The organism is Campylobacter concisus, from assembly GCF_001891085.1.
In the GTDB taxonomy this organism is placed as follows: Bacteria; Campylobacterota; Campylobacteria; order Campylobacterales; family Campylobacteraceae; genus Campylobacter_A; species Campylobacter_A concisus_O.
The window spans coordinates 280,700-294,469 of record NZ_JXUP01000003.1 but is presented as its reverse complement, the minus strand read 5'-3'; the positions used below and the strand labels follow the sequence as shown (position 1 = coordinate 294,469).

At 39.6% G+C, this 13,770-nt stretch carries 11 protein-coding genes; 6 read left to right on the top strand and 5 right to left on the bottom strand.

All coding sequences use genetic code 11. The annotated features are described in order from the left end of the window. Positions 1 to 6: 6 nt before the first annotated feature. Positions 7 to 2,073, top strand: coding sequence for a TRAP transporter permease (locus TH67_RS03470; protein ID WP_072594372.1), 2,067 nt, complete (start codon positions 7 to 9; stop codon positions 2,071 to 2,073). Positions 2,074 to 2,236: 163 nt separating this feature from the next. On the opposite strand, the gene TH67_RS03465 is transcribed toward TH67_RS03470, so the two are convergent. The 3 genes from TH67_RS03465 to TH67_RS03455 form a co-directional block, all read right to left on the bottom strand. After that, positions 2,237 to 2,722 carry a tetratricopeptide repeat protein gene (locus TH67_RS03465; RefSeq protein WP_072594371.1) on the bottom strand — a complete coding sequence of 162 codons (486 nt, stop codon included), beginning with the start codon at positions 2,720 to 2,722 and terminating at the stop codon, positions 2,237 to 2,239. A gap of 70 nt (positions 2,723 to 2,792) precedes the next feature. Further along, positions 2,793 to 3,455 (bottom strand): M48 family metallopeptidase, encoded by a 663-nt coding sequence (locus TH67_RS03460; RefSeq protein WP_072594370.1) that lies wholly within the window; start codon positions 3,453 to 3,455, stop codon positions 2,793 to 2,795. Further along, the gene (locus tag TH67_RS03455) at positions 3,431 to 4,750 is read right to left on the bottom strand and encodes an MATE family efflux transporter (RefSeq protein WP_072594369.1); all 1,320 of its coding nucleotides are present in this window, start codon (positions 4,748 to 4,750) and stop codon (positions 3,431 to 3,433) included. The genes TH67_RS03460 and TH67_RS03455 overlap by 25 nt, the downstream gene beginning before the upstream one ends. Positions 4,751 to 4,852: 102 nt before the next feature. Here TH67_RS03455 and abc-f point away from each other — a divergent pair, with 102 nt between their 5' ends. The 5 genes from abc-f to TH67_RS03430 all read left to right on the top strand — a co-directional run bounded on the left by abc-f (position 4,853) and on the right by TH67_RS03430 (position 12,319). Further along, complete coding sequence (gene abc-f / locus TH67_RS03450; protein ID WP_072594368.1) at positions 4,853 to 6,784, top strand: ribosomal protection-like ABC-F family protein; 1,932 nt, start codon at positions 4,853 to 4,855, stop codon at positions 6,782 to 6,784. A 67-nt stretch (positions 6,785 to 6,851) separates the two neighbouring features. After that, complete coding sequence (locus TH67_RS03445; RefSeq protein ID WP_180371721.1) at positions 6,852 to 7,220, top strand: hypothetical protein; 369 nt, start codon at positions 6,852 to 6,854, stop codon at positions 7,218 to 7,220. A gap of 75 nt (positions 7,221 to 7,295) precedes the next feature. Next, entirely contained in the window at positions 7,296 to 8,807 is a 1,512-nt protein-coding gene (locus TH67_RS03440) for a DKNYY domain-containing protein (RefSeq protein WP_072594366.1), read from the top strand. After that, complete coding sequence (locus TH67_RS03435; RefSeq protein ID WP_072594365.1) at positions 8,807 to 10,252, top strand: DKNYY domain-containing protein; 1,446 nt, start codon at positions 8,807 to 8,809, stop codon at positions 10,250 to 10,252. Before TH67_RS03440 ends, TH67_RS03435 begins: the two co-directional genes overlap by 1 nt. Positions 10,253 to 10,378: 126 nt before the next feature. Then, positions 10,379 to 12,319 carry a BCCT family transporter gene (locus tag TH67_RS03430; RefSeq protein ID WP_072594364.1) on the top strand — a complete coding sequence of 647 codons (1,941 nt, stop codon included), beginning with the start codon at positions 10,379 to 10,381 and terminating at the stop codon, positions 12,317 to 12,319. A gap of 357 nt (positions 12,320 to 12,676) precedes the next feature. Here TH67_RS03430 and modD read toward each other — a convergent pair whose 3' ends face one another. Further along, positions 12,677 to 13,510, bottom strand: a complete 834-nt coding sequence (gene modD, locus TH67_RS03425) for a ModD protein (RefSeq protein ID WP_072594363.1) — start codon at positions 13,508 to 13,510, stop codon at positions 12,677 to 12,679. A gap of 1 nt (position 13,511) precedes the next feature. Beyond that, positions 13,512 to 13,769 carry a helicase gene (locus tag TH67_RS03420; RefSeq protein ID WP_103625175.1) on the bottom strand — a complete coding sequence of 86 codons (258 nt, stop codon included), beginning with the start codon at positions 13,767 to 13,769 and terminating at the stop codon, positions 13,512 to 13,514. Position 13,770: the final 1 nt, after the last annotated feature.

Here is a 13,770-nt window from a genome sequence, read left to right as displayed (position 1 = left end):
AGAGAGATGAACGAAGTCAAAGACAACGAAGAACAATTTGTCGAAGTAAAAACAAGGGAGATAAATAGCAATTTTTACAACTATTTCATTGCGATCGTATGCTTTTCTTGGTCAGTTTTTCAGCTTTATATAGCTTATTTTCCACTAAATACTAACATTTCCCGCTCAATACACTTAGCCTTTGCGGTTGGGCTTGTATTTTTGCTTTATCCAGTCACTTTTCATAAAAAGGCACATTCTAGTTTGCCATTTTACGATCTAGTCTTTTGCGTGGTAGGCGTAGTTACTGTGCTTTATCCGGCGGTTTATTTTTATGAGCTAGCCGATAGGACCGGGGACTACATCACACAAGATATCGTCATATCATTTTTAGCGATCATTGTCTTGCTTGAGGCTGGCAGGCGTGTCATGGGACCAGCACTTCCAATTATTTGTATATTATTTTTGATATATGATCACTTTGGTCCTTATATGCCAGACATCATCGCTCATCAAGGTGCCAGCTTTGAAAAGATCGCAGGTCATATGTTTTTGACAACTGAGGGTGTCTTTGGTGTGCCTATCGGAGTTAGCGTTAGTTTTATCTATCTTTTTGTACTTTTTGGCTCATTGCTTGAAAGGGCAGGTGCTGGACAATATTTCATAAATTTAGCTTTCTCGCTCCTTGGCAAATATAGAGGCGGTCCGGCTAAGGCCTCGGTCATCGCAAGTGGCCTAACAGGTATGGTTTCAGGAAGCTCGACTGCAAATGTTGTAACAGTTGGCACATTTACCATACCACTTATGAAAAAAGCCGGTCTTTCACGCACAAAAGCTGGAGCCATCGAGGTTGCGGCTGGTGTAAATGGTCAGCTTATGCCTCCGATCATGGGCGCAGCTGCTTTTATCATCGCTGAGTTTTTAGGCATGACATATACAAATGTCATGATGGCAGCGGTAATTCCAGCTTTTGCTTGCTATTTGTCACTATTTTTTATCGTTCATTTAGAGAGCGTGAAGCTTGGCTTAAAAGGTATAAATCAAAGCGAGTTTCACTCAAGATTTAAAATTTTTGTAAGCGGACTTCACTATATAACTCCGATTTTGATTTTGCTTTATACGCTATTAATCGCAAAAGAGTCAGCCATCGCTGCAGCATTTAATGCGATTGGATTTTTATTTTTAATAATGATTTTTCAAGAGCCAGTTAAAAAACTAGCAAGTGGCGAAAAAGTTGGAATAAATGATGTGTTAATAGGCTTTGAAGATATATTTTGGGCGATGGTTGCAGCCGCAAAAAGTATGACAACGATCGCTATAGCAACCGCACTTGCAGGTATTATCGTGGGTTCTATCTCTCTAACTGGCCTTGGTCAAGTGCTTTCAGATCTAGTTGAGCTACTTGCTGGTGATAATATAGTTATGATATTGCTTCTTACTGCGATGATGTCGCTAATACTAGGAATGGGTCTTCCAACAACGGCAAACTACATCGTTGTTTCAAGTCTTGTAGCACCTGTTATTTTATTTTTAGCGCATAAAAATGGCTTTTTGATCCCAGCTATCGCCGTGCATCTTTTTGTATTTTACTTTGGAATTTTAGCTGATGACACGCCACCAGTTGGCATCGCAGCTTACGCAGCTGCTGGTATCGCTAAAGCAAATCCTATAACCGTTGGCGTTCAAGGATTCTTTTATGATCTAAGAACGGCGATCTTGCCATTTGCCTTTTTCTTTAACAATAAACTTATGCTAATAGAAAGCGTAAATGAGGGCGACCCGCTTGATTCAAAAGGAATAGTCTGGATGAGCAATCCACTTGAAATTTTACTTGTCTTTGGTATGGCGATCGTGGGAATGTTTGCATTTTCAAGCTTACTTCAAGGCTACTATGTCACAAAGCTTAGAATTTGGGAGCGTATTCTTTTGATCCCTGTTGTGCCACTAGCTCTTGTACCAAATATATGTGTGAAATTTAATCTTATACCAAACGAATACACTGCTTATATCGTAGCTGCTGTACTTTATGGATTTGTTTTTATGACTCAATGGGGCATTAAAGACAAACCACTTGATCAAATAAAAATAATCTAATCTTAGGCAAGAGCATTCTTGCCTAAATTTCTAATATAAATTTTTAGACTACCTTTATACTTTGAGTAATTTCTATTTAAAATAAGTGTTTTTTGGATTTTTTGTTTAAGGATATTGGTGTAATAAATTAAATAAGAAATTTTTAGGCTCGTAAGCCTAAAAATTATAGTTGTTTTGAGCGTCTTAGATCGCCTGCAAATTCGCAAGACATCTTATCGCCTAATTCGCAGCCTTTTACTAAAAATTCATAAGCTTTTTTAAATTCTTTAGCTTCTATCAAGATAGAACCTACCATCTCGCAAGAATATCCATCATTCTTATTACAAGCTTTATTAAAAAGTTCTCTTGCTTTTTGCGGCTCAGTGTTTAGATAAAGTCCACCAGCTGCCGAGCAACCTTCAACATCGCCAGCTTCGCAAGCTTTATTGTAGTACTCTAAAGCCTTGCTTGGATTAGGTAGAGCTGTTTTTCCTAGTTGGTAAATCGCTCCAACTTTTACGCAAGATTTTACGTCATTTGCCAAACATCCTGCTTCAAATTTAGCCAAAGCTTCTTTAAAATTTGAACCAGCATACGCTTTTAAGCCATCTTCAAAATCACCTGCGAAAGCACAAGCAGCTAAAAGCGATACAAGAATCATTTTTTTCATTTAAATTTCCTTTTGTAAAATTTCTCGCAATTTTATCATATTAAATTTACACTTACTTGATGAAAAATAATTACGCTTTTAAAATTTGCTCTTGCTTTCTATAATCAGGCATGATTTTTTCTATAAAATCGTAAAAACTTTTTTGATGATGCGGATAAAGCAGGTGTGTTAGCTCGTGAAGAACGACGTAATGCATGGCTGAGAGTGGCTTTTCTATGAGTCTTAGGCTTAGATTTATATATCCTTTTTTATGATTACAGCTGCCCCAGCGAGTTTTGCTATTTCGTATGACGATGCGCTTGATTGGCTTATTTATAAAAGGCTGAAAATGGCTTACAAGCTCTAAAAATAGCTCTTTTGCTCTTGTTTTTTTAAAACGCTCAAGGCTTTTTAAATTTGGCGTAAAGACAAACTCGCCATCAAAAAATGGCTCTTTAAAATTCTCATCAAATTTTATCTTATAAACTTGCCCAAGAAATTTCATCTCATCATCTTTTGGTAAATTTGCAAGAGCTTTCTTGTAAGTATTTTCAAGCCAAATTCTGTGCATCTCAAGAAAGCTAAGAGCTATCTTTTGTGTGCTGTAAAATGGCATAGATAATGTGATCTTAGCATCCTTGCCAACTCTTAGACGCATGGATTTTACATTTGTTTTAAAATTTATTAAAACGCTTAGCCCATAAAAGTCTAAATTTATGCTCTTTTGCTTTAAACTAGGCGTTTTTCTTGCCATTTTTTGCTTCTCCAACGCCACGTATTTGCAAGGCCTCTTAGCCACTCATCAGCACAAAATCCTATCCAAACGCCGATAATTCCCCAGCCAAGATAGATACCTAAAAAATATCCAAGTGGCAGCGAAAGCCCCCACATAAAGATAAGCCCGGTTGCTAGTGGAAATTTTGCGTCGCCGCTTGCACGAAGGGCATTTACGATGACTATGTTAAAGGTTCTACCCGCTTCAAGAAATATCGAAAGTGTAAAAAGTGGCAACATGATCGTACGTAAATTTTCGTTTAAATTTAGTGCGTCCATGATTTGATACTTTAGTGCATAAGCTATAAGCACGACTACAAGCGTTATAAAAACGCCAAGTCTTAGTGCTCTAAATGTCCTTGCATATGCCTCGTTAAACTCGCTTGCTCCAACTAAATGTCCTACAATGACCTCGTTTGCCACGCTAATGCTTGCTCCACAAAGCAAAATAAGAAGCGTGATCTGAAAGTAAATAGTCTGCACACTAAGGCTAGCCTCGCCCATACTTGCCACAAAGCCAAAAGCGACCATGTATTGCGCCATCCAGAGTAAATTTTCGCCTGCACTTGGAAGGCCGATTGAGAGGATTTTCTTTAAAATTTCAAATGGTACGACAAGTAGCTTTTTAAAATAAATTTTAACTTTTGCCTTTTGACTTAGCATATAAGCTAGCACAAAAATGCCTACTAGTCTACCAACAAGTGTCGAGATAGCAACCCCTTGTAGGCCTAAATTTGGTAGATTAAACCAGCCAAAAAGGGAGATAGCATTGCCTAAAATCGTAATTACGTTCATCAAAACCGACGTTAGCATAACAGCAGTTGCTAGGTTATAAACACGAAGCACCGCAGCTAGCACCATGCCGATGCCATCAAATAGCAATGCAAAGCCAAGGATGTGAAGATATGAGAAGCTATCATTTATAAGTTCTTTTGGCACGTTTAGTAAATTTAAAATGTTGTAGCCAAAGACATAGATAACGATAGCTGAGAAGATACCAAAGAGCGTATTTGACGTGATACTTGCGTGTATAACGCTTGATGCAAGATCGTTCTTTTTAGCTCCCAGTGCTTGTGCTACGACGACTGAACAGCCAATGCTTAGGAAGTTAAAAATGGTCATAAAAAGATCCATCACTTGATTGCCAGCACCCATTGCACCAACTAAATGCACACTCACTTTTGTAACCATGTAGGTGTTGATAATAAGCGTAATGAAGTGTAAAAACATATCCAAAAATATCGGAACTACGAGTTTTCTCATAGATAAGTTCATTAAATTTTCCTTAATTATTTTAAAATTTTGGCGATTATAGCCAAAATTAGGTTTTAGCTCCCTTTTGATATAATCGCGAGAAATTTAAAAAATGAGAGAAAAATGGCATTAATCGACCTGATAGACGTAAGTAAAAAATTTGGCGCAAATGAGATTTTAAACGCTGTAAATTTTAGTGTAAATGAAAATGAAAAAATAGCGATCATCGGTAAAAATGGCAGCGGTAAAAGCACGCTTATGAAGATCATCTCTGGTGAGGTGGCAGTAGATAGTGGTAGGCGCATAGTGCAGAGCTTAATAAGCGTCGAGATGCTAGCACAAACTCCAAATTTTAACGCAACTTTTACCGTAAGGCAGGCGCTAAATAACGAGCTAAAAGAGATATTTGACGCGATAAGCGAATATGAAAAGAGTGGCGTCCTGCTAGCAAACGACCCAGAAAACAAAGAAATTTTAAAAGAGCAAGAGAGGCTTTTAAAGTTTATAGAGGCAAAGGACGGCTGGAATATCGAGCACAAGATCGAGCGAATTTTGCAAGAATTTAAGCTAAAAGAGTATGAAAATAGACCCATTTGCTCGCTAAGTGGCGGCGAGATCAGACGCGTGGCACTGGGTGCGCTCATCCTTAAAAAGCCTGATGTGCTGCTACTTGATGAGCCGACAAACCACCTTGATGTTTACATGGTCAAATTTCTTGAAGATATGCTAAAGAGCTCAAATCAAAGCATAGTTTTTATAAGCCACGATAGGTATTTTATCGATGCGCTCGCTACTAGGTGCGTTGAGGTCGAGGATGCAAGCTTAAAAAATTTTGAGGGCGGATATGCAAACTATCTAACCAAAAAAGAGGAGATTTTGGCAAGCCTTGCAAAGTCGCATGAGACGCTGCTAAAACAGCTAAAGGCTGAAGAGGAGTGGCTAAGGCGTGGCGTAAAAGCTAGGCTAAAGCGAAATGAGGGCAGAAAAGAGCGGGTGCTTGCTATGCGCGAGGAGGCTAAGAAAAACCCAGGCGTGATAAGGCGCGTGAGGCTTGAGCTAGAGCGTGCGAGTAAAAATTTCAACCAAGTGCAGAGCCAAAACCGCAAAAAAATGCTCTTTGAGTTTAAAAATTTAAGCAAAAGTATAGACGGCAAGGTGCTTTTTGAAAAATTTGACGCAAGGGTCTTGCAGGGCGAGAGGATTGCCATAGTGGGGCGTAACGGCAGTGGCAAAAGCACTTTGCTTAAAATTTTGCTAGGACTTGAAAAGCCAAGTAGTGGCGAGATAAAAAGAGGCGAGGTGAGCATCGGCTACTTTGATCAAGCTAGAAATGTCCTTGATGATGACAAGAGCCTTATAGAGACATTTTGCCCAAATGGCGGCGATCACGTGCTGGTTCGTCGGCGAAATATGCACGTCTATGGCTATCTTAAAAATTTTCTCTTCCCAAAGGAATTTCTAGATAAAAAGATAGGCGTTTTAAGTGGCGGCGAGAAAAACCGCGTCGCACTTGCGCTTCTTTTTACTAAAACTTACGATGTGCTGGTACTTGACGAGCCGACAAATGACCTTGATATCGCAACTATCAATATCTTAGAAGACTACTTGCAAAGCTTTGAGGGGGCGATCTTGCTGGTAAGCCACGATAGGTATTTTGTTGATAAGATGGTAAATAAACTTTGGGCGTTTGAGGGCACAAAGATAAATGTCTTGCACGAAGAGTATAGCGTCTATTTGGAGCTTGAAGATGAGCTAAAAGAGCTTGATAAATTTGAAAAAGAGCTCTCAAATAGCCAAAATGAAGCCAAACAAAAGAGCAAGACCGGCGTAAAGCTAAGCTACAAACAAACGCAAATTTTAAATACATATCCAGATAAAATTTCAGCCCTTGAAGCAAGAGTGGCTGAGCTAAATGAGGGGCTTAGCGATCCTAAAATTTATCAAAAAGTGGGACTTACCAAGCTTTATGAAGAGCTTGAAAAGGTAAAAGCCGAGCTTGAAAGCCTAGAAAATGAGTATTTTGAAGTTTTAGAGATCGCCGAGGAGCTAGAGTAGCTTAAAAAAGATCGGTAGGATAAGCGCGCTAAATACGAGAGTTGTTAGACAAAATTTAGCCACAAGCATGAGCCTTTTGATAGGTAAAGAGAGATTTAGTGGGGTGTTTTCACCAGAGATAGAAAAATATGAAGTAGGCGATCTAGTCCAGATAAAATATAAAAGAGTTGGGTTTTTAAATAAGATAGAGACAATTAGGCTAATCGCAAAAAGCAGCGAAGAGTCGGGACTTTTTGCAAGGATAGAAAATTTATTCTTTTTGCTTGTTGCTTTGTATCTTTGTTTTATTTCTTTGTGGGTTATCTATTATGGGATCACGTTGGAATTTAGCATTGATAGGCTTTTTGTTATGTTAGCAGCTACTTGTTTTCTATTTTGGATGGGCAAATCTGCATATATTAGGCTTATGATATTTAGATATTTTATATTTGGATAGAACTTTGAAATTTAAACTTATGAAAGGTTTTTGCGCCATGATGAGGTCGCTAAATTTATTTGAAACGAGGCTAAAATGCTAAAAAAACATCCGCTAATCTCTGTAGTGATCGCCATTGTTGTGATATTTTTTGCTGTCTATTTTTTTATCTTTGGGTTAGTTTCTATTTTAGATGACGACATTGGCGATAGTAAAGAGCTAAATAATAGCTTTTTTTACGTTAAAGACGACAAGGTCTATGCCATGGTGCCAAGTGGCGGTAAATTTGAGCTAATAGGCGTGAGGGCCAGTAAATTTAGATACATCGACACTGGCAAATACGACAACAGAAACGTTGGCGCTAGCGATGAGGCGGTGTATTGCGGTAATCTCGTGATGAGCGGGCTTGATCCAAATGGCGTTAGAGCGCTTGGCAATGGCTACTTTGGCGATGGCAAGATAACATATTTTTGCGATAGCGAAAGCGAGACAAACCTCGAAATATCCGCATTTAAAGAGTTTTGGGACATCGTCTCGCACAAAATGTTTAATACCCCAAAAGCGCAAACTCATATCTATAAATTTAGGCAGGTTTATAACGTAAATTTAGCAGCGATCTTGGGCTTTGGCTACGCAAGTGACGGCGTGAAGGTCTATCATGAGGGCAAAGAGCTAGAGGGCGCAAATGCCAGCAAAATGCGCTACATCGAGCAGGCATCTGGCAGAAAGAGCGTGCATTTTACGACTGATGGGGAAAATGTCTATTATGACAGCACAAAGCTAGGGATCAAATTTAGCCCACAAATGCGTGATATCGGCGAGATATGGCGCATTCACTATCTTTATGAGCCAAATTCTGGCATGGTCTATGCAAACGATCATGAATTTGACCCCAAATTTGCCCCATACGAGCCACTTTTTAACCTAAAAGATGAGCACGCCTATCACGCTCTTTTTCGCGGTAAAGGCGGTATCTATCACTGGGAGCGAAAGTGGCAGTGGTATAACAGCATAGACGAGGGTGAGTTTGTAAGAGACGGCGATGATCCATTTAAAGGCGAGATAACGCCGCTATATGGCGACGTGGTGATAAGTGATGGCAAGACATATTTTTTAAAAACCTATGAAATTTGGCACAACACAAAAAATAACCACAGCCTAAGCTCACGCCACACGTCTATCGTTAGGCTTGATACAAAAGAGCAGTGGCGAAAGATAGGGCTTGTTAGAAACGATGGCTACGGAGCGGTCTATGCAAACGGCGATAAGACATATTATTTTGATAATGTCGGCTACGGCTGGCATTTTAACAGCAGCGTTTATGATATAAACGACCTTGGCGTGGTTGAAATTCTCACTCGTCCTTATGGTCCAAATGTTGAGAATTTAAAACTAGATGAGATAGTAAAAATGGTAGATCAAGGCGCTATGGTGCCAGCTGAGGGCGAGGTGGTGATCGATGCGATAAGCGACTTTGATGATTACTCGCAAAAATATGCCTACTGGATATTTTTAGCCATTGCATTTATACTCTCAGTAGTTGGCGCTATTTTTAACAATAAAAAGCAAAAAAGCGAGCTTAAAAAAAGGGTGGATGATTATAGATAATGAGAAAAATTACTATTAGATTTGTTTATTTTTTAGTCATCTTGTCGCTATTTTTTGTTTTGGCTATGCTTTATCTATGGCATGAGGGCGAGTATCAAAGAAATTTCGCAAACATCGATAATAGCGAGTTTTACCGCTCGCCTGAGGGTAAAATTTACGTTCAAATTTCAGGTAGTGGCAAGTATGAGCTAAAAGGCGTCGATGAGGCTAGTTTTAGGGTCTTAAAGCTAAAACACGCATACGACTACTCAAATGTGGGAGCTGATAAAAACAGTGTCTATTGCGCTAGAGAAATTTTGCCAGGACTTGATCCAAACAGCACAAAAGTGCTTGGCAATGGCTATATAAGTGATGGCAAGATAAGCTATTATTGCGCTACTAGAAGCGAGAAAGAGGCGGGATTTAGCGAATTTGGCGCCATTATAAAAAACCTTGTTCACGTTTTTATAAAAAGCTACGATGATGGCCCTTATTTTTACAGGACAAAAAGGGTAGAAAGCACAAATTTAGAGCCTATATTTGACGCTGGCTTTGCAAGAGATGGAGCTACGCTTTACTACAAGGGCGAAAAGCTTGACGCAGATCCTAGTGAGCTAAGATACATCACGACAGAAAGCGGCGCTGCTAGCGGATATTACACAGATGGCAAAAGTTTGTTTATGGGCTTTTATAGGCTTGACACAAGCTACTCAAATGAGACGCGCCGGATATGCTATGACCCAAAGCATGACATAGAATATCTTTTTGAGCCAAAAAGTGGAGCGGTGTTTGCAAATGAGCATAAATTTAGCGCCCAAAATATGCCTTATAGCGCCATTTATAGCGTGGATAATGTGCATTCGTTTTGGCCTCTTTTTGCCAGCAAAGATGGGATTTACTTTTGGGATGGCAGTAAAAACGAACAAGCTAAAATTTCAGACTATCAGCTAAAAGGCGAGCTAAAAAGGCTCTATGCTGACGTTTTTGTAGATGAAATTTCAGCCTATTTTTTACAGCAAGGCGAAGAGTGGCAGCGCTCAAAGCATGGCAGGCACTTAGTGGCACAAACGGTCTCTTTATATAAATTTGCCCCAAGCAGCTCTTGGCGTGAGATAGGGCTGGTAAAAGATGGCGAGTATGGCGCGGTCTATGCAAACGGCGATAAGGTCTATTTTTTTAGCAGCATAAAGCCATTTTACGGCATTAGACATAGCGTTTATGAGGTGGCTGATCTTAGCGTCATAGAAATTTTAACAAGGCCGTCTAAAGAGCTTAGCGCAAAAGATATCAGCCAGATGATAAAGCGCGGTGAGCTAGTGGAGGCAAGTGGCGAAGAGGTCGCAAGGTCGAGGGTAGAGTTTGACTCGCCAAAGATCATCTTGTACATCACATTTGGCATCGCTTTTTTCGTCATAGTGCTAACAACTCTTGCAAAACCAAAGAGAGATAAAAGAGACTTGAGATAAATTTCAAAGTGGCTATTTTTGGTGGCTAAAGCTTAAAATTTCATAAAAAATTTAAAGAGAAAATTTGACCTATTTACTCTTTTTTGTTAGTTTGAAAAGAAGCTAACATTACAAAAAGGAGGAAAAATGATCAAATTTCAACGATCAAAATTTAATAACTCAGTATTTATCCCATCGCTTGTTGTTATAGTTTTAATAACGGCATTTGCAGCGATATTTCCAAATTTCTCAAATGAGTTTTTTAAAGGTATGCAAAACTGCATCGCAGCGAAATTCGGCTGGTTTTACATCCTAGCCGTCGCCGTCATACTTCTAAGCGTCATCATACTTGGCTTTAGTAAGCTTGGTGAGATCAAGCTAGGGGCTGACCACGTAAAGCCAGAGCACAAAAATATCTCGTGGTTTTCTATGCTTTTTGCCGCTGGCATGGGCATAGGACTTGTGTTTTTTGGTGTGGCTGAGCCGCTCATGCACTATCTAAACCCGCCAGTTGGCGACCCGCAAAGCGTCGCTGCAGCAAAGCTTGCAATGAATATCACCTTTTTTCACTGGGGCATGGGCGCATGGTCGGTCTATGCTATCGTGGCGTTAATCCTCGCCTTTTTCTCGTATAGGCACGGCTTGCCGCTAACGCTTAGATCGGCATTTTATCCGATCATCGGCGATAAAATTTACGGCAAGATAGGTAGCGCCATCGATACATTTGCCGTTGTGGCGACCCTTTTTGGTGTGGCGACCTCGCTGGGATACGGCGTACTTCAGGTAAATGCTGGCCTTACGCACGTTTTTGGGCTGCCGACCATGCATATCACGCTTCTAATAGTGCTTTGTTTTGCAGCTACCATATCAGCGGCAAGTGGCGTTGATAAGGGGATTAAAATTTTATCAAACTCAAATATCGCGCTAGCTATATGTTTTATGTTTTTGATACTATTTTTGGGCGATACGACGCAGCTTTTAAAGTCGTTTGTACAAAACAGCGGCGACTACGTCTCGACGCTCATCTCAAATACATTTAATCTCTACGCCTACGAGAGGCAAAACGAGAGCTGGCTTGGCGGCTGGACGCTGCTATACTGGGCTTGGTGGCTATCTTGGTCGCCGTTTGTGGGGCTTTTTATAGCTAAAATTTCAAAAGGCAGGACGATAAGAGAATTTGTGATCGGCGTGCTTCTCGTGCCAACTGGCTTTACTTTTGCTTGGATGAGCTTTTTTGGTAACTCAGCGATCGCTTTAGTGCAAGGCGGCTTTAGCGAGCTAGCGACCACGGTAAATTCCGACTCAGCCTCAGCACTTTTTATGTTTTTGGAGAAATTTAGCTTCTCAGGCGTGCTAAGCACCATCGCAGTCTTTATGATCGTCATATTTTTCGTGACTTCCGCTGACTCTGCGGCGATCGTTATGAACATGCTTTGCTCAAACGGCAAGGACGATACACCAGTTTGGCAAAAGGTCTTTTGGGGCGTTACAGTGGGCGTCGTGGCGGCATTTTTGATGCTAGCAGGCGGTCTTGGCTCACTTCAAGCACTTACGATCACGACCGCACTGCCATTTGCCATAGTGCTACTTGGCGCTATTTACGGGCTATTTAAGGCGCTACGTGTGGATCTAACCAAAAAAGAGACAAATAACTTTAGTAACATGCCTCTTAGCGATCTTTCAAAGCCATGGCAAGAGCGCCTAAGTGCGATCATCACGCTTCCAGGCAAGAAAGATGGCAAGAAATTTTTAAACGAAGTCGTGCTAAAAGCGTTTAACGAGCTAAAAGAGGAATTTGCCAAAAATGGGCTTGAAGCAAAGGTCACAAATGGTGAAAATTTTGTAAATTTAAACGTTGGACTTGGCGATGAGATGGACTTTAGATATGGCGTCTATCTCACCAAAAGCCAGAGCCCAGACTACACCAGAGAGCTTGACGGCGATGATCTTTACTATAGAGCTGAAGTCTATCTAAAAGAGGGCGGTCAGGACTACGACGTGCTTGGCTGGAGCGAAGCCACGCTGATAAACGACGTCATCGAGCAATACCGCAAACACATGCAGTTTTTACATGTTGTTAGAGAGTAGATTTGAGTGAAATTTGCCTGGAATTTGAAAATTTCTAGGCAAATTCTAAATTTTACTCACTCGTTATCGTTTGTTACTGAATTTAAAAGCGTGATATACTTGTTTGTAAATTTTAAAATTTGATTGAGTTTTATACACGTGGTGTTAAGCAAGACATAAGTGTCCTTATTTTTTAGAGAAAACAAATTAGAAAATTTAACTTTATTAGTTTGTATTTTTGCTTGTAGCTATGAGATAAATTTGAAATAAAAAATGTTAATTTTTTGTTGCGTATCGTTCAAATTCCAGAGCCAAAATGCATTTTCTGTAAATTTTTAACTTTGATAGATGTTTTTCTGCATCGGTCATTGTAAAAATTTATAAAATCTCAAGTCTGGTGCTGATATCAGCAACGCCTTTTGAATACATAGCTGACGTTACTATCGCATCGGCTTTTGCGTATTCTTTTACATTTGCTAAATTTATACCACCGGCTGCTAGTATCATTGTATTTGGCGAAATTTCATCTCTTAAAGATAGTACGTTTTTGATAAGCTCAGGGCTAAATTTATCACACTGCACAACATCGCAATTTGCTTTTAAAAGCTTGCTTGCTTCGTCTAAATTTTCAGCTTCAACGCAGATTTTTTTCTCAACCATTTTGGCCTTAAACTCCGGCAAAAGAGATACAAACTCATCAAAATTTCTATAAGCTTTTATGTGGTTTTTAAAAAATAAAATGCTATCACTAAGCCCAAGCCTATGCATTTTACCGCCACCTTCAAGTACTGCTTTTACGCAAAATTTCTTAGCAAATGGAAAGTTCTTTCTGGTTGCTAAAATTTCACATTTTTCATTGACGCACTTTGTGGCATTTACCATTTTGTTTGTATAAGTTGCAATGGCGCTGGCATATTCTAGTGCGACTTGAGCTAACTTCCAAGCTTTATGCACATTTTCATAGTTTCCATAAATTTTTATGATCACATCGCCAGCTTTGCAGATTTGAGAATTTTGCACAAAAATTTTACTCTCACACCCAAGTAGCCTTGCAACACTTACGGCTACATCAACGCAGCTAGCACAAATTTCATCGCGTGAATAAATTTCAAGTGAGGCTTTTTTATCGATATTTTGAAGCGACGTAGTAAGATCAAAGTAAGGTATATCTTCGTTTATATAGCTTAGAATTTCTGCGTCGCTAAGTATCATTTTATGCCTTTTTTGCCTCATTTTTTGCTTTTATTATCATTTTTTTAAAGATTCCATTGTCATAAAGCCCAGCATGATAAAGAGCAAAGCAAGTAAATGCAATGCCTGAAACTGTGTGTAATTTTTTCATACCTCTGCCATTCATGCAAAGTGCCGTTAAGCAAACTGTCGCTAAAGTAACGCCCATACCGACCTTTGCTACCTTTCTGTGAGTATTTATGTCAAGTAGTTTGCCACTTATTTTTGTATCGTTTTTCAAA